This is a genomic window from Leyella lascolaii (assembly GCF_900079775.1).
GTDB classification, from domain to species: Bacteria; Bacteroidota; Bacteroidia; order Bacteroidales; family Bacteroidaceae; genus Prevotella; species Prevotella lascolaii.
Genome location: NZ_LT556036.1, coordinates 377367 through 393857, shown reverse-complemented (window position 1 = coordinate 393857; position 16491 = coordinate 377367). Strand labels below are relative to the sequence as shown.

16 protein-coding genes and 1 pseudogene are annotated in these 16491 nt (G+C 41.7%); 8 read left to right on the top strand and 9 right to left on the bottom strand.

Annotated elements, in window-relative coordinates; genetic code table 11:
* Nucleotides 1-32: 32 nt before the first annotated feature.
* The 8 genes from BN4609_RS04980 (at nt 33) to BN4609_RS04945 (ending at nt 5447) form a co-directional block, all read left to right on the top strand.
* Nucleotides 33-884, top strand: coding sequence for a phage antirepressor (locus BN4609_RS04980; protein ID WP_018665868.1), 852 nt, complete (start codon nt 33-35; stop codon nt 882-884).
* Nucleotides 885-888: 4 nt separating this feature from the next.
* Entirely contained in the window at nt 889-1488 is a 600-nt protein-coding gene (locus tag BN4609_RS04975; protein ID WP_068855523.1) for a hypothetical protein, read from the top strand.
* A 157-nt stretch (nt 1489-1645) separates the two neighbouring features.
* Entirely contained in the window at nt 1646-1978 is a 333-nt protein-coding gene (locus BN4609_RS04970; protein WP_004311699.1) for a helix-turn-helix domain-containing protein, read from the top strand.
* Nucleotides 1979-1982: 4 nt separating this feature from the next.
* Nucleotides 1983-2330: a hypothetical protein gene (locus BN4609_RS04965; RefSeq protein WP_068855522.1), complete on the top strand. Its 348-nt coding sequence runs from the start codon at nt 1983-1985 to the stop codon at nt 2328-2330.
* Between the two features lie 72 nt (nt 2331-2402).
* Nucleotides 2403-3053, top strand: coding sequence for a hypothetical protein (locus BN4609_RS04960; RefSeq protein WP_068855521.1), 651 nt, complete (start codon nt 2403-2405; stop codon nt 3051-3053).
* Nucleotides 3054-3253: 200 nt separating this feature from the next.
* Nucleotides 3254-3625 carry a plasmid mobilization protein gene (locus BN4609_RS04955; protein WP_039848667.1) on the top strand — a complete coding sequence of 124 codons (372 nt, stop codon included), beginning with the start codon at nt 3254-3256 and terminating at the stop codon, nt 3623-3625.
* A 14-nt stretch (nt 3626-3639) separates the two neighbouring features.
* The gene (locus BN4609_RS04950) at nt 3640-4863 is read left to right on the top strand and encodes a relaxase/mobilization nuclease domain-containing protein (protein WP_068855520.1); all 1224 of its coding nucleotides are present in this window, start codon (nt 3640-3642) and stop codon (nt 4861-4863) included.
* 29 nt (nt 4864-4892) lie between these two features.
* Entirely contained in the window at nt 4893-5447 is a 555-nt protein-coding gene (locus tag BN4609_RS04945; RefSeq protein WP_241033198.1) for a hypothetical protein, read from the top strand.
* 160 nt (nt 5448-5607) lie between these two features.
* Here the strand turns inward: BN4609_RS04945 and BN4609_RS04940 are convergent, their stop codons facing one another.
* The 9 genes and pseudogenes from BN4609_RS04940 to BN4609_RS04895 form a co-directional block, all read right to left on the bottom strand.
* A complete protein-coding gene (locus tag BN4609_RS04940) occupies nt 5608-8241 on the bottom strand; it encodes a carboxypeptidase-like regulatory domain-containing protein (RefSeq protein ID WP_068855519.1) in 2634 nt (877 codons plus the stop codon).
* Nucleotides 8242-8943 carry a GLPGLI family protein gene (locus BN4609_RS04935; protein ID WP_084791361.1) on the bottom strand — a complete coding sequence of 234 codons (702 nt, stop codon included), beginning with the start codon at nt 8941-8943 and terminating at the stop codon, nt 8242-8244.
* A 658-nt stretch (nt 8944-9601) separates the two neighbouring features.
* On the bottom strand, nt 9602-10240 hold the full coding sequence (locus BN4609_RS04930; protein ID WP_068855517.1) for a hypothetical protein: 639 nt from the start codon (nt 10238-10240) through the stop codon (nt 9602-9604).
* A 46-nt stretch (nt 10241-10286) separates the two neighbouring features.
* Nucleotides 10287-10736 (bottom strand): annotated as a pseudogene (locus BN4609_RS16925) (ORF6N domain-containing protein); the annotation flags it as partial.
* Between the two features lie 479 nt (nt 10737-11215).
* Complete coding sequence (locus BN4609_RS04920) at nt 11216-11839, bottom strand: XAC2610-related protein (RefSeq protein ID WP_068855516.1); 624 nt, start codon at nt 11837-11839, stop codon at nt 11216-11218.
* Nucleotides 11840-12228: 389 nt separating this feature from the next.
* Nucleotides 12229-12921: an XAC2610-related protein gene (locus tag BN4609_RS04915; RefSeq protein WP_068855515.1), complete on the bottom strand. Its 693-nt coding sequence runs from the start codon at nt 12919-12921 to the stop codon at nt 12229-12231.
* Between the two features lie 407 nt (nt 12922-13328).
* Nucleotides 13329-13973 carry a recombinase family protein gene (locus BN4609_RS04905; RefSeq protein ID WP_068855513.1) on the bottom strand — a complete coding sequence of 215 codons (645 nt, stop codon included), beginning with the start codon at nt 13971-13973 and terminating at the stop codon, nt 13329-13331.
* 158 nt (nt 13974-14131) lie between these two features.
* The gene (locus tag BN4609_RS04900) at nt 14132-15292 is read right to left on the bottom strand and encodes a tyrosine-type recombinase/integrase (protein WP_068855512.1); all 1161 of its coding nucleotides are present in this window, start codon (nt 15290-15292) and stop codon (nt 14132-14134) included.
* The gene (locus BN4609_RS04895; protein ID WP_068855511.1) at nt 15289-16470 is read right to left on the bottom strand and encodes a site-specific integrase; all 1182 of its coding nucleotides are present in this window, start codon (nt 16468-16470) and stop codon (nt 15289-15291) included. The genes BN4609_RS04900 and BN4609_RS04895 overlap by 4 nt, the downstream gene beginning before the upstream one ends.
* Between the last annotated feature and the right edge of the window lie 21 nt (nt 16471-16491).

The following is a 16491-nucleotide window of genomic DNA, read 5'->3' as shown; positions in this document are numbered from 1 at the left end:
TTCAATAACCAATATATTATATATATAAGACAATGAGCAAGGATAACGCGATTCAGGTGTTCAACCACCCGCAGTTCGGGAGCATCAACACCGTAGAAACAGAGAATGGGAAAGTGCTGTTCAGAGCCAATGATGTGGCAAAAGCATTAGGTTATGTGGAAACGGCCAAAGCGGTACGCACCCATTGCAAGGGGGTGTCCGTTTTGGACACCCCCTATGAGAATCAGCTTGGTACGATTGTCATGCAACCCACCAAGTACATTTCGGAAGCGGATGTTTACCGTTTGGTGATGCGCAGCAAATTGCCCGAAGCGGAGAAGTTTCAGGACTGGGTATGCGAGGAAGTATTGCCGAGTATCCGCAAGCACGGGGGCTATCTGACCGATGCCGCCTTGCAACGGGTAGTCACTGAACCAGACTTCCTGATAGGCCTGGCCAATGCCATTAAGGAGGAGCGGAAAAACCGCCTGGAAGTGGAAGCAAAGTATGAGGAGCAGAAACAGTTAATCGGCAAGCAACAGGAGCAAATAGAGGAATTGGGCAAGCGGACAAGCTACGTGGAACTCGTGCTGCAATGCAAAGGTTTGCTCGACATCACGCAAATCGCGCAGGACTATGGGATGTCTGGGCGGAAAATGAATGCCATACTGCACGAGAAAGGCATCCAGTACAAGGACAACAAGCAATGGATTCTGTATGCAGCCTACAAGGACAAGGGGTATGTGCATAGTGCCACCCTCTCATTAGAAAGCGGAAAATCGGTGATGCGCACCCAATGGACGCAGAAAGGGAGGATGTTCATCTACGAGAAACTGAAAGCGGACGGCATACTGCCGGTAATGGAACGGGAGCAATCCCCAGTGGATAATCAAGCAACAGCATAAGGGCATGGGAGACGACATACTTTCTGATTTCGGCATCCACCTCTTGGAAGAGGAGATTGACGATGTGATATTCCAGACCAACGAGTTCCTTTGTGATGCCACGTTTACAGGCACCCAAGGGCCATTTTGGTGGTTACTGGTGGTTGCCGTTACCAATTCTCCAAAACAAGACTTTAATCGCAGTAAATCAGCCACTTGCAGATTCTTGTCTCGTGACCAAAAATCAGCGAGGGACAAAAACGGGACAAAACCACGGAAAAATAAAGTCAAGAACACTTTGCCCGAAATATCCCTTGTGGAATATCTCTGTTTCGTTTGCAAAGGTACAAATTTGTCCCTTGAAAAACGAGGGGAAATCCCTATTTCTCTCATTCACAACTCATTTTCCTACCATTGTACCCCAAATGTGGTTATTGCAAATGGTTTTGACCTCAAACGGCATGACTTGCGAAAATTGGGTGTTAAATTCTGTTTTGCACTCTGTTGGACATTTTCAAAAACGAGAACTGGCAATAGAACCAAAGATTTGCCACCCTTATTGTCCAATACTTGGTTTTGTGAATATTTGAACGATAGACATTTGAAGATGCTGAAATTCAAGTGAGTGTCCGACCAATCTACCACATTGCAGCATGGTAAAATAGAACCAAAGAATTGAAAATCAGTACTTTTAATAAACCATAACGGCTGCTTGAATATCATTGGCAACAATATACCTTTGCAGCCGAAATCGATAACGAAATAAACAAAATATCAGATTTATGACAGAAAAGAACGCATTAAAGATGAACCTCGACCATGAGCGCAAGATAGTGGAGCTTCAGTCGAGAGTGAACAAGTTGGAGAACCTTTGCTATATGACAAAGGAGGTGTTGAACCTTGAAGAGGCTTCCGCCTTCCTCGGCATTGCCAAGAGCACGCTCTACAAGATGACGCATCTTAACCAGTTGCCGTACTTCAAGCCTGCTGGCAAGCTCATCTTCTTTGAGAAGAAAGCCTTGCTTGACTGGGTACGAGGAGCAAGAGCCATGTCGGAGGAGGAGATAAGACTGGAGGCTGCAAACCGTCTGAATGAAATGAACAATAGACCATAGCATTATGACGAAAGATGAACTTGTAAACAGTCTGCAAAAACGTGACCCTCTGTTGGCTAATGCGGTCAGCAATATGATAGACTACATTTCCGACCGCTTTCCTGCTGCTTACCCAAGCAAGGAACAGACGGAAGCAGTCAATACCTATCTTCATTCGGTCTATGCTGACGGTGACGGAACCATGTCTGAAAGAAACTGTGAGCATCGAAGAATTGCATCACAGAAAATTACCATCAATGCCATACAAGTGCTTGACAGTCCCCAACTTGACCGACTGCAACGTGTGCTTGACCATATCGCATACGATAAGGAGTATTATATGCCAGAGAGAGGCTTCGGCATGAGGCGATAGTTTCTCTTTTCACGGCAGAGAGTTTTCCGCATAACAGCATGAACAGATTTACACAACAAAAAGAAAACAACGATGAACAGTAATATTTTCAACAGCATTATCCTGAGTAATGAACAAGTAAACTATCTGATGGGTGGCACGGCTGGCATCAATCGCCTTTCATGCCTTTATCAACTCATTCAGATTGTGACACGACAGATTGAAACCTCAAATGAGGTTGGGGAATCCACAACCGCATTATGGGAGGTGAACATGTCAGAGGTGGCTCTATCCAAACTATGGAAGTGTGACCGAAAAACCGTCTCCAAGATGCTTGACCACATGAACAAATTGGGCATCCTTTCTTCTGTACAGACAAGACGAGGAAGTGTTCACACATTGCTCTGCATTTCTGCATGGATTGTTGACGGCAAGAAATATGTCAATCCTCACTATGTTCCCATCAACCAAAGAGACTATTCCGGCAAGTCTAATATTATGACTTCCACAACCGCATTCCCTAACAAGGAGGATCCACCAATCAAAAATGGCGGTACTTCTCCAACACAACTTGCCAACAGTTCCTTTTCTTCCCTAACATCAGGAAATGGCGATAATGGCGAGGAGGAAGATGTTCCACCGCCAAGCGTCTCTGACATGGAACTGGAGGCAGAAGCCAGAAGGCAATTCTTCAAAGAACAGATGGAAGCGGAGGATGCCTCACAGTTGCTGTTGCTTGGGTAATTTGAGAACCGTTATACAACAAGTCTGTGAACAAGTGCAACCGCAGTGCGTAGCGTGCTTGTGCGTAAACTCTGATAGCGGTGCTATGCAAGAAATACCAATGTCATACAAACGCACTTCGTTTGTCCGTATGCCAATGGACTTCTTGAACGCTCGCAAGCTCGCATTGGGTTGCACACTTTTATAGAAGCATACTTGGTATGAATAAGAAAAATATAGAAAAGGAGGCACCGAAATACACAAGCCGCCTGATAGTAAGGCTTACGCCACAGCTTCATAAGGAGATAGCGGAATATGCAGCCCTTTGCGGACTGACCACAAGCGCATACGCACGCAAGCGGTTGGAGGGCAAATATCCCAAACAACGCTTGACTGACAAAGAAATGGAGGCTTTGAACAGCCTTTCGGATGCCAGGGGCGATATACAGAAATTGTTCGGCTTTCTCAAAGGACGTCCGCTAACGGAACGTGAGAACATTCTCCGTAGCGAAATATTTATGAAACGATGGAGAACAAGTGCAGAGGTAATATTGAACCGCATGATTGAGATAGAGAAATACTTAACACAATAGAACATACGACATATATGATAGCAAAAGCAAAGGTAATAAGTCATGGCGCAAATGCCATACGTTACTCAGTGGATAAGGACAAGGCAGAGATTGTTAAGACAAATCTCTTGCCCGATGATATTTCCCCAACGGCAATGTGGGCGAGAATGCTTGCCTTGCAGAAGAAGTTTGAAGACAAGTTGAACCGTTATCATCCGCTCAAACGGAACATGATACGCGTTGAAGTTTCCCCTACCTCAGAGGAAACGCAAGGTTGGACGATAGAGGACTGGCAGAGGTTGGCGGATGACTTTATCCGTGAGTTTGATGCGGTTGACCTTTCAGCCAAGTCGAAGCGCAAGAGTGCAAAGGCAACCAACCTCAAAGACAGCCAATATGTAGTTGCACTTCATCGTGACAGCAAGAGTGGTATTATGCACCTTCACATTGATGCGAACCGCATAGACATGAGGGGCAACGTGAATGATGCCCATTATATCTACGAGAGAGCGATGGCTGCTGCCGCCAAGGTTGGGCAACAGCGTGGTTGGAAAGATGCACAAGAGGTGAGCCGCCAAAATAAGGAAGCGATAACCAATGATTGTCTTTCCGTTTTGGCTAAGATGCCGTACTTTGATTGGGGACTATACACAAAATGCCTCACGCAAATGGGATATGATGTCAAACTGCAATCTGACAATAAAGGACAAGTGCGTGGATATGCCATCAAGCGAGGCAACTCCATTTATAAGTCCTCGGAACTTGGCAAAGGTCGTTGTCTGATGCCCTCAAAGATTGAAGGTACTTGGGCAAAGCTGCATCATCAAGAATTGGAGGAACCAGTTTCAACTCCAACAAAGAATACCCAACAGCCTAAGATTATGACTGTGCCCAAACCCATGCCTACTGCGGACAACTCTCCAAAGATACGTCACTTCGACTTCTATACGGACGAGTTTCATCATTACCCTGTTGATATTCCTCTGGATTGTCTGGATGTCATCGACAAGAATATAGCTTTGGATGCCGACAATGTGTTTGCCAAGATTGGCGACGTGCAGAAGACCGCCATTCTTCTCTTTGCTGAATATATTGATGCTGCCACAACCATTGCCGCCCAGTCTGGCGGTGGCGGAGGTGGTGCTACCTCAGGTTGGGGACGTGACAAGGACGAGGATGAACTTTCTTGGGCGTATCGTTGTGCTATAATGGCTAATCGCCTGTGCAGACCTCGCAAGAAGCAAGGATATGGCAGATAACCGAATGTTCAACCAACAACATTGATACTATGCCGATAGGTAAAAGTAAAATCTCGGATATGGATTTCGGTTCTTTCGAGAATACGATTGACAAGAACATTGAAACGGACAAGGCTTCGGACAAGTTTGACCAACAGCTTCAAGCCTACAAGGATGCTGGCAATAGCTTGACTTCTGCAAAATCAAGTCTTGAAACGGCAACTACTTCTTTGCAGGAAGCAAAGGACAATTTGTATAAAGCCACCGACAAAGCAGAGGCGGTTACAAAAGCCATTGATAGCTTTATTGCCAAAGTGAGAGATATAAAATTCAAGGCTAAGGTTGATGATGCCGACATAGAGAAACTGACAGATGACAGAAAGAAACTCATTGGCGATGAGTCCCAACTTCTTGAAGACCATCGAAAGGAAAACAAGGACATTCTCATTCGCCATTTCTATGATATGTCTAATATGATGTCAAGAAATGAAGGTGTTTGGCTGTCAAATGGTTGGGTTAAGGCATTTCTTTGGATATTCTTGCCGTGTTTTCTTTATACGGTCATTTCTATTGTCTATTTTGTTGCATCTTACATAGACAAGTAGCCAGATAATATGGGATAATATAGATATAAACAATAGGTCTCATGTGGTTGTCTACCCACAAATAAAAGTCAGCCGTGCCATAGTCGGAGGAAGTTAGTCTGAGGTACGAGGACTGTCTTTCTGCGACGACGGCTGGCTTTTATAAAGGTAATGTAGAGCTTTAATCAATTCGCAATCCACATGAAAAAAGCAAGTACCCAGGCATTCTCATATAATATGATGTCGTAGTAGAATATGAAGAACTGCTGATATTCAACCAGTTGTTCTTGTGCAAATGCAAAAGCTCGTCACCCGATAAAGTGAGCTGGAGTCTTTTCATACTGTAAGAAAGTTGAAAGCCAACATTGTTGGATACTCGCTCCAAGCCACTTCCATTGGTCTTGCTGATGGCATATCTTATAGATCCTTTGAAATGATCATATTTAAAATATGTGTACAAATGCGCCTCGTACTGCTCATTGTCTTGTTCTTTACCAGCGTAACTTGTGTACATACTTTTCTTGTACAAGCCACCAATGTCAAAATTGAATATTGATTTGAACCTTGTCGTAAAGTAGATTTCTCCCTTTGGCACATTCACCTTTGTGTTGAACCTCATACCATTTAATGAACTTGCCACACAGCTATTGGTCCACGCCACTTTCACGTTTGCATCTACCGGCCAGTGTCCTAAGCCCTTGGTTACAACACCATGCAAAGACATCCATTCTTCATTGCCCCCATCCATATAAGTCCGTTTTCTTGTGATTCCATTTTGTGTGGCATCAGCCAATCCGTCTCCCTTTGTTTTGGAATACATGCCCGAAACAAACAGCAACAGATTGCTATAATTATTGATAAGACGATAGTGTATGGAATATGAATCCTTGCTGACAAATGGTGAATGAATGGAAGATGGCATCTGTATCCTGTCGTATGCTATATGTACAGGAAAGTCTGCTATTTTACTAAGTTCTATCTGCGAAGTCTCCCTGCTACCAGTTAAGATAAGTTCGCTCTTGGGACTGAACACTAGTCGAAGCAATGAATTATAGTTGAACCTGACGGAACTGCTTGCGCTCTCAGTTGAACGTTTATATTTATTTCCTGTTAAAGAAGCATTGATTTTGAATCTCAGCAGTCCTGTAGTCTTTTCAAAGATGAGTGAACCGCTTAATTTCTTATATATGCCCTCTGTACTATTGTCATCCAAAGAATAATCCTCCGCATACAATTTGTCCTTGTTGTAGTCATGGCGAAAAGCAAAAGCCATACTATAACCTTCTGGCAAAGACCGTTTTCCACCTGCTTCTAAAGCATATAAATAGTTCTCTGTTGAAAAATATGAACGAATGCCATACAGTCCAGCCTCCTGCACATAGTAAGTAGGCAACAGAAGACTGTCATTAAGAACATTTAATTTCTCTTCTTGCGACTTGCGTCCAAAGGTCATCAAAGCATATAGAGCTGTTTTTCCGAAATTGCCAGTGACTTGTACGGATTGTCTTAAATCTTTCTCGTTCAGTTTCTTGCTTTCTTCCAAATCCATGCTATTGTTGCCCCAATATGTCATTTGCTGAGTTTCCGAATAGTCGGACAGTTTAGCAAACGTAGAAGAAAGTATCTCCAGTTTGTTTGTCGGTTGCCACTTTATCCTCACATTGGCGGAGCCTGTCTCATTGTCTTTCTCTGTGGAATCGTTGTACTCTGTCTCAAGCGAAGAGGCGAAATAGAAACTGTTGTTTCTGTCAAAGGCATTCATTTTCGCCTTGTTTAGCAAGATTCCTATCTTGATGTCTAATTTGTTGGAAGGTGCATACGCACCATTTAGAATAAGGGCAGAGTTTGCGTTGCGATACACATTGGAAGGAGGTGTCAGCATGGCACTCTCTTCCCCGGAAATTTGCATCTGGCTCACGCCACCTGATGAAAGTCCGCCGAAATTCATGATGCTACCTATGTAATCTTCCAAGGAAAGAATTTCCTTGCCCAAGTTGTTTGATGACAAAGCAGCGGAAAACGAACCTTTCTTACCGATGAGCAAGGAAGTTAACTTGCCTTGATACTTGTTCAATATGCCTCCACCTGCATCTAACTTCGAGGTGAAGCGCAACGATTCTGATGTCTTGATGTTCAAGGCTGTTCTTTGATCACTGTTTCTTAAAGAATTGGCGAGAGTCCCGTCATTCCAATTGCGCAGAATTTCGGCTCCGCTCACCACATCGGCAGGCAAGCCGTTGAGCATCATTCCGCTACCTGTAGACATCACGTCATTGCCATTGACAAGGATTTTGTCAATGGCCTTCCCCTCATATTTCACCTTTCCGGTCTCGCTCACTTCCATGCCAGGCAAACGCCGCAAAACATCAGAGACATTCTCCTCCGCACCAGTCTTGAAATGGTTAACATCGAAAATTATACTATCCCCTCTGGTTTTTATGCCAGAGTAATTGCCTTTGACCACGACCTCGCCCAACTCTTGCGATTTTGCATGAAGGGTTATCAGGCATGATGACTGCGATGAATCATATTTCATCACAAGACTTTCATACCCTATGCTTTTCACATGCAGCCATGCATGATGTACAGATATAGAACTTAAATGGAAAATGCCCTTGTTGTCAGTCACGGCATATGTCAGGATGGATTGTTTGGCAAGGCTGTCTGGATAAAGCATGACATTTGCCATAGCTATTGGCTTTCCATTGTCATCAATAACCTTGCCGGACAATCGCTCTTGGGCAAATGAAAACATACTACTACACAATAAGTATAGTAGTATGCCAATAGTTTTAATATGGAGTTTATGCTTCATTTACATACGAATAATTCTTACCTTGCCTGCTTCTGCACCACGAGATTTAATTTTTTCAGCTTCCAACTTGTTGAATTCTTCCTGTGAGACAACCTTGCCTTTTGTCGGAATCTCAAAACTTGGAGTCTCATTAAGATTGACCATTTCTTGCAACACATACGAATAAGTTGGCGTATCAAGTTGCATCACAATTCCTGGCAGTCCCAAATATCCCAACGGACCTACACCCAATGGTATCTCCGTGCAAAACCATGCGGTAACAGGTATGTTACCCGTTGCCGTAGCCTTTGTGCATTCCTTGCCATTTATTGTTTTTTTCTCGTTAGTGAGAGTCCACTCATAAGGTTTGTATTTATCCTTTATGAGGAAGAGTTTGTCAACAATGTACTTCTGTGCAAACACAGAATCCTTTGCCATGTCGATATAAATATCTCCAGTCACTCCAACGACCTTTATGCCAGTATCACCTTCATTGGAGCCTTCGCTGAAAGAATATTTTCCATCAGCATAAAACATTGTGAACGTTTTCTTGTCATTCTGGAATTTCTGAATTACCATTTCACGAATGTGTGCATCCTCAATGTTCTTTACAGCATCAGAGATTACATGTGTTGCCGCATAAGTACACTTTACGTTTTGTGATTGAGCAGACACACTGCCCAAGCCAATAATGCTCATTAGAATAAGCAATAAATGTTTCATATTATTTAAGAATTATATATGAGGGAGTGCCAAAGCGAGAGAAACCTTTAAGAATAATAATTTCGTTTGATTTACATCTTGGCACTCCCTCACGAATTAACCATTAATCATCAATTGTAATTTCCTGTATTTTACTTTTTTTCGGCTGCAAAGGTAATCTTTTCAAATGAGATACAACCATACTTGCATTAAAAATGCAATAAGAGAATTATATTTCGTGACTAATTAATACGAAAAATAAGGTTTTTGTGTTAAACCTGCTGATATTATATGTGATAATCATATCAAATCGTAAGGTAATCCTCAAAATAACATTTATAATGGAAAAGATATTGGCTATTATGGATAAGAATCGGTTTTCTGAGGACTGTCTTTCTGCGATGCCGACTGACTTTTATACAAAATACACGAAAGTATAGGCATCATAAATTTGACCATTGTAGAACACACTGTATAGTACTTTCTTCCAAATTGTTTTTGGATTTCTGAAAAGCTATCTCCGTAATCCTCCTTTTTGAAAACTTGAACATCCGATACGTTAGCCTCTTTGAAAAATGGAACATACGCAGGACCAAAGGTCAAAGCCACGTTTCTTGCGCTATTTACAAGAGTACTAATGCTATCGACATTATGAGCAAAAGCTTTATTGTTTTCATTTTCATTTAATAACTTTTAGTTTACCATTAAATTTACCCATAATACTGTATGTATCACTGGCAGAATTATCTTCGCTTTTAAGACTGTATGAAATGGAATACTCACCAGACTTCGTGTCTCCTTTCACAAATTTTATCGATCCAGCTAAGGGTGTAAATTTCTCATGAGAAGGTGGTATGCTTAAGCCTGCAATGCCGTAAGACACAAATTCGGAGTTCTCAGAATAGAAATCTCTAAGTTTTCCACTCTCATAGAAAGAGATGCCTATATTGCCCAAATTAACTTGATCCTGGACAACTATCTTGTATTCCTTGCCAATAATCGGAAATTTCTCATCAGCATAGCACCCAATCAGGATTAGCCAAAAATTATCAGCATCCTTTTCTTCATAATCTCGTAGAAACATTTGAAAGTAACATACGCCTTCTTTGACTATACAAATGTTGTTATTAACACCTAATGGAAGAAACCAGTATGTATGAGATAAACCTTCGCCAACTGTTGTGTATTGGAATAAACAATTATTATTAATAGTCGCTTCTCCCCAGACAGTCTTAAGCTCTAGAATCTCCTTTTTTTCACAACTTGATAATACCGTTATGAAAATCATTGCTATTAATATACCTAAATTTCTTTTCATAAATCGTAATTTTTAATGTTTATATTCTTGAAATATTGCGTATTGATTACTCTCTATTGATCCTTTCCACCAATTCGTCTGGTGTAAGTATCTCCATCTTGGAGAAACCAAACCACTTCTTGCCCAAGTCCTTTATGGATGCACCTATATGATACACATCATCGTCTATACAAAGGAAGCGGTCATGCGATAAACGGAATGTTTCAACATCAATCGGTGCATATTGAGCATTATGGCGGTCTATGTCGAGTTGGAACTGACGACTTATCTGCTGAGTGTAGATGATTGCAGACACGTTATTATCTCTTTTATCGAGCAATGTCAGTACAGTCTCGTCAACATAGTTGTCGATAAGGACAATACGTTTCTTCGCACTCTTAATCAAGTCGGACACGAAAGTATAGGCATCATAAATTTGACCATTGTAGAACACACCTTGTTTCGGCTTTGCATTGCCCTCATCCAATCTGCGAAATACCTCGTCTATGCGTTTGTCTGTTTCTTGCTGATGTTGCTGCATTTCCAGTTGATGGTACTCCATTGTTGAAAGACGTTGGAAAACTTCTGCATTTGTCACCATGAAACGTCTCATTGCAACAAATGCATCCATAATTCGTATGCTTACACGAATTGCGGTTTCACTTCTAAGAACAGTGGAGAGCATAGCCACTCCCTGCTCCGTGAAAGCATATGAACGAACTGTTGAGTGCTTCAATCGAGTAGGAGGTAAACACTAATCATAAAAGGCAGTTGCTTCCTATTTTCACATTTACCGACCTCCCACACCAGGCTTATTAGGGACTTGCACCCATTAGATAAGCTCATGCCGAGCAATCGAGTAGGAGGAAAACGAAGCAGTTTTCTTCCTGCTCGATTCACTTGTTGCGTCTGTTTTTTGAATCCATACCTTTAGAGAAAGCACGAAGTTGTTGCTTCCCAAGGAGGCCATGAAGTGGTGATGAACGGAGAATAACACTATTCACTCTCTCTCGGAGGGTGTGACAGAAGTTCTTTTTGTACAAACACTCCTTTCTCGAACTTCCATTTTCCAAACTCATAATCAACGGCAGAACCACGGCTGAAAGATTCAATAATCTTTTCTTTTTCGTTAAGCGTAGGATTGGGAATATCATGGAATGATGGAACAAACAAGAACTTCTGCTTGACTTCATTCCAGACATAAGCATCCCAATATTCCACACCTTGATTTCCGAATTGTCCCAAATATACCAACAGATCTTTATTGCCATCAAACGTCACATCAGCCATCAGACAGCTATCCTTCCGGCCACCATTTGGGTCAAAAGTATCGTCCTTTGGATAAGAGAAAGGTATAATTTGTACAGTTTTCTCCCCTCGCATAATAAATACTTCAAAATCGAAATCCTTGGACTTGGGAGATTGTGTTCTTATAACAGCGTTAAGCGTATCTTCCGATGCAATATCTTGCTTGGTAAAGACCTTGCCCGAAATCACACTATCGGTGTCAATAGACATGTTGTCTTTGGTAGGGTTTCCCTGCCCCACCTTACTTTCCTTGCAACCGAAGATCAACATCAAAGAAAGTATTACTAATATACTATCGATAATTCTTTTCATTGTCTTTAAATATTTTGATCATTTCATTGCGTTATTTTTTATTATTGTATGCAAAGGTAGTGCTTTTAGCCTTTAAGCCACTATRYCACAACCCCWTTCTTTGAAAAGAACGTAAAATCAATAGTATTATTGCGMTGATTGTACTTTTAGTAATCGCTTCACTCGTTGTACGGTATTTACCCCTTAAACGGATGATTTCCCGACAACAGGAGTCGATAACATTACAATAAACCCACAAAAGGAAGAACAGATATATGATTTGTCTGGGAAAAAGGTAATATCTACAACTCATTAAAAAGAAAAAATATTAGAAAGGAATTATGGAAAGCGATATTTGCCCATAATTCCTTTTATTTTTATATGACCCCAACAACTCCAATTGGATATAATCAAAACGGTACGACCGGTTTCCAGAAATCGCTAATTTGATTTAGTTTCAAGTTTCTCTTCCAAACATTAGCTTTAATAAAATGCTCTTCATAAACAGCCCTGTCTCGCTCTGGATAAATGTTCCCTTTCCAATATTGTCTCAATTCGGCAACCTTAATGAGATGTCCATTGGTGCATACATATTTTACATATTCGTTCTCTGCGGAAGAAACATACACTCTTGAAAGAATACACTTGTATTTGTCGCTGATTTTGGGGTTTGGAATATCTTTGAATTCTTCAATTTTGTCATAATGCTCAGTATTAGGATTCCAAACACATGCATCAAAATGTTTAGTGCCAGAAGCACCAAAGCTACCCAAATAAAACAGCACATCTTCTTTTATACCGTCAAAATTCAAGTCAGTCAACAGACAACTATCAATACGTTCTTCATTTGGTACAAGATCATCATCTTCAGGATATTTGTATCCGAAGCGATGAATGGTCTTGTCGCCACGTTTTATAATCACGCCATAATCAACATCGTCAACCTCATGCTCTATCATAAGGCTTAGAGTGTCGGCATTACTTCTCATAGAAGAATCAGAAGTTGCTTCTTTCTGTGGAACACATTTCGTTTTATTCTTATTGCATCCCCATACTACAAGAAAACTACAAAAAATGAGTAGAATAAAAACTATCTTTTTCATACTTCTTTTTATTTTTATTGCGACAAAGATACAGAATTTCTTTTTCAATAGTTCGTTAATAATTCAATAATGTGCTAAGCAGCTATACGCTGTAAGCACGAGAGATCTTTGAAAATCTTGCTAATTAAAGTTCGGTTCGGGGTGTACCCACTTGCTTTAAAAATTCGTTTCACCAGATAAATGTTGGTCATCAGTGACTTGAATGAAGACATAGAATATTCCATTCCCATCTCCTTCATAGTTACCTTGGCAACATTTNTACTATCGATAATTCTTTTCATTGTCTTTAAATATTTTGATCATTTCATTGCGTTATTTTTTATTATTGTATGCAAAGGTAGTGCTTTTAGCCTTTAAGCCACTATTGCACAACCCCATTCTTTGAAAAGAACGTAAAATCAATAGTATTATTGCGTTGATTGTACTTTTAATAATCGCTTCACTCGTTGTACGGTACTTACCCCTTTACCACTCAACTTTGCCACATCCCGAATGGAATACCCCTTGCGGAGCAGACTTATTACTTCCCTATATTCGGCTTTCATCTGTTCTACCGTTTTTACAGAGCCTACCTTGCGTCCGAGTTTCCCACCTTTCTCTATATACTGCTTCCGTCCTGACTGCAATCGGAATGAGATATTATCACGTTCCAATTGCGCACAGGTCGAAAGCGTGGCTATCATTATCGGGGCAAAGAGGGACGGATGTCCTTCTTCGTCCAATAATGTAAGTTGTTCCTTTTGTATGTAGAGGTTAATGCCACAGTCTATGAGTTCCTTGACAGAGGCAAGCACCTCAAACGCATTGCGACCCAATCTTGACAGCTCGCTGACAAGTAGGATTCCAATGCGGTTTGCCTTGCAGTATTCCATTGCCTCACACAACACTGGACGCTCATCATTTTTCTTTGCGCCAGAGATGTGTTCCTCAAAGACCTTGCAGACTTCGATACCCTTATATTTTGCATACTCCGACAAGTCCTTGACCTGTCTTTCCGTACTCTGTCTGTCATCAAGACTGGAGACACGAGCGTATATTACTCCTGTTGTCATCTATATCAAAGATTAAATTGAACATGAAAAAGCCTGTGTCCAGATAAGTCTTGCAGATTTATTTGAACACAAGCATTTTTTGAATACAGCCTGACGGTAATTTACCAACAAAAGGGAAGAAGTAAGACTTCCCCATTGTTCGCTCCCTGCTGTATGTCTCAATCAAACACGCCATTAAACAGATTGACCGCCTCTATCTTCTTTTCAAGAGCCACTTTTGCATAAACTTCGGTTGAAGTTATGCTTCCATGTCCCAAAACATCCTTCACTGCTGATATATCTGCTCCTGCAGAGATAGCCAACGATGCTGTCGTATACCGTGAGCAATGGTAGGTCAAATCCTTTTCTATGCCAGCCTTTTCTTTAAGTCTTCTTACGTATTTCGATACGTTGTCTGACTTCTTGACAAGGTGAAACACAAGACTTTCCGGATTGTCATCCGTCCGAGGTGGCAACAACGATTGCGCCATTTCATTGAGCGGAATAATGGCAGGACGCTTTGTCTTTCGCTGTATGATGCTGATTGTCGGCACGCCATCTATCATTTTAATATCACACCACCTTAGATGCTGCATATCGCCAAGGCGAAGGGCAGTCATGGATGATAAGCCAAATGCCAGTTGTACGGTTCGTTCATTCTCACATTCAGCTTCCACCGCCAGGAAACGTGTGAGTTCTTCTGGCGTAAGATACTCTCTATGTTTGTCAGGAGCATGGAAGCGTTCCAACTTGTTTAGACTGTGTACAGGATTGAATTTTACAAGTCCTTCACGCATAGCCTTGTTAAATATCGCTTTGATAGTTTCCTCAAACAACAGTAATGAGTAATCAGCCAACCGTCCTCCGTTGGTCTTGATTTGGCGTTTGTTGCGATACTTGTTGCGCATATAATCAAAAAGACCGCAAATTTCATCTTTACTGACATCTTTCAGCAGGATGTCTTTCTTGTCTACTCTTCGCAGATAAGTGGCGATACGCTTGCGGACAACATTCTTATGACCTATCATCTTCTTGCAGTTGCCACAATCAACAGACCATTTGATATAGTCATCGCACCATTGTAGCCAAGTCAAGCCGTTGCCTTGTTCTTCGCTTTTGGCATTCTCTTTCTCCAATACAGGAGGGGTGAGGATGCGCTCTGCTCGCATCTCCATAGCCTTGTTGTATGTAAGCCGATTGTGCTTTGCAGCACCAACGGCATCATCGGGCAAGAGATAGAGGTGCAAGTTTTCTCTCTTGCGGAAGCCAGTCTCGTAGTATTCCAGATATAAGGCTCTTTTGCCTTCCGTCAGCTTACGTTCCTTGATTTCTATCTTCATTGTATTACTGGTATTTGGTCAAACATTCCGTTCACGAGGTTCACGGTTTCCAACTTCTTCTTGTCAACAATCTTGGCGTAAATCTCCGTCATCTTGATGCTCTTGTGTCCGAGTATCTTACTTACTACATAGATACTTGCACCAAGAGTCAGGAGCATCGTAGCCGCCGTATGTCGTGAGCAATGGTAGGTTATATGCTTGGTTATTCCTGCTGCCTCCATCCATTCTTTCAGAACCACTTCTACAGTTGTAGATGTGATTGTCAAGTTGTGGAAGATGTTGTCTATGCCTTCTTCTCTTTTAGGCATCCACTTCTTTGTTTCTTCCGACAAGGGGATGGTTACTCTATCCTTGGTCTTGACTTGGATATGGTCAATGTATTCTGTCTTGCCGTCAGCAGCCTTGTGGATTTCACTCCAGTTCAAGGCTTTCATGTCGCTATATCGCAGACCGGTGAAACAGGAGAATAGAAAGGCTTTCTTCACCAGTTCATAACGGCATGGTGTGTTCATCACCTTCTTTATTTCCTCTATCGTCAGAAACTCACGCTCAGCCACTCGCTTCTGTGGCTTCTCCTTTGCCTCCAACAGCAAGAATGGATTTTGCTCAATCAGTCCGTCTCTTACAGCCTTTGCCAATGACGAGCCGAAATAGTTGACGAACATACGGCAAGTGGTGGTGCTGAGTTGTTTCTTTCCATCATTGTAGGTGCAAGTCTTCAAAAAAGTAATGAAGCCTTTGCAAAACTCCTTGTCCACGTCTTTCAACAGAAACTCTGGCTTGCCTATATATAGTAGGTATTGGTCAATGCGAGCATGAGTGTTGCGCTTGGTCTTCATGGAAGATTCAGACAACTCGGCATTGTACTTCACAAAGTCATCCATCCACTTGGTAAGTGTCATGCGTGACTTCTTCACCTTGTCCCAATCCACAAGACCCTCTCTCTGGATGTCAAGAATGCGCTGCGCCTTGATTTGCTCTGCCAACTTTCTCGTATTGGCGTTTTGCAACTTGGTTGCAGCGTTGATTTCTGGCACAAGATAGAGTTTCAAAGTCTCTTTCTTTCTCAATCCCTTCTGGTAAATGTCAAGATAGAGGCTGATGTTGCCACCTGCTATCTTCTTCTCTCGGATGCGCACAGGCTCCTTCAAACGGATTTCTTTCTTCTTTCGTCCCATTTTATTTCCTTTCTTTTCTGA

Bases quoted from the DNA above. Each gene is read 5' to 3' on its own strand.
- BN4609_RS04980 (WP_018665868.1), top strand. From the start codon at position 33: ATGAGCAAGGATAACGCGATTCAGGTGTTCAACCACCCGCAGTTCGGG.
- BN4609_RS04945 (WP_241033198.1), top strand. From the start codon at position 4,893: ATGCCGATAGGTAAAAGTAAAATCTCGGATATGGATTTCGGTTCTTTC.
- BN4609_RS04895 (WP_068855511.1), bottom strand. From the start codon at position 16,470: ATGGGACGAAAGAAGAAAGAAATCCGTTTGAAGGAGCCTGTGCGCATC.
- BN4609_RS04960 (WP_068855521.1), top strand. From the start codon at position 2,403: ATGAACAGTAATATTTTCAACAGCATTATCCTGAGTAATGAACAAGTA.
- BN4609_RS04920 (WP_068855516.1), bottom strand. From the start codon at position 11,839: ATGAAAAGAATTATCGATAGTATATTAGTAATACTTTCTTTGATGTTG.
- BN4609_RS04970 (WP_004311699.1), top strand. From the start codon at position 1,646: ATGACAGAAAAGAACGCATTAAAGATGAACCTCGACCATGAGCGCAAG.
- BN4609_RS04905 (WP_068855513.1), bottom strand. From the start codon at position 13,973: ATGACAACAGGAGTAATATACGCTCGTGTCTCCAGTCTTGATGACAGA.
- BN4609_RS04935 (WP_084791361.1), bottom strand. From the start codon at position 8,943: ATGAAACATTTATTGCTTATTCTAATGAGCATTATTGGCTTGGGCAGT.
- BN4609_RS04955 (WP_039848667.1), top strand. From the start codon at position 3,254: ATGAATAAGAAAAATATAGAAAAGGAGGCACCGAAATACACAAGCCGC.
- BN4609_RS04965 (WP_068855522.1), top strand. From the start codon at position 1,983: ATGACGAAAGATGAACTTGTAAACAGTCTGCAAAAACGTGACCCTCTG.
- BN4609_RS04975 (WP_068855523.1), top strand. From the start codon at position 889: ATGGGAGACGACATACTTTCTGATTTCGGCATCCACCTCTTGGAAGAG.
- BN4609_RS04940 (WP_068855519.1), bottom strand. From the start codon at position 8,241: ATGAAGCATAAACTCCATATTAAAACTATTGGCATACTACTATACTTA.
- BN4609_RS04915 (WP_068855515.1), bottom strand. From the start codon at position 12,921: ATGAAAAAGATAGTTTTTATTCTACTCATTTTTTGTAGTTTTCTTGTA.
- BN4609_RS04900 (WP_068855512.1), bottom strand. From the start codon at position 15,292: ATGAAGATAGAAATCAAGGAACGTAAGCTGACGGAAGGCAAAAGAGCC.
- BN4609_RS04950 (WP_068855520.1), top strand. From the start codon at position 3,640: ATGATAGCAAAAGCAAAGGTAATAAGTCATGGCGCAAATGCCATACGT.
- BN4609_RS04930 (WP_068855517.1), bottom strand. From the start codon at position 10,240: ATGAAAAGAAATTTAGGTATATTAATAGCAATGATTTTCATAACGGTA.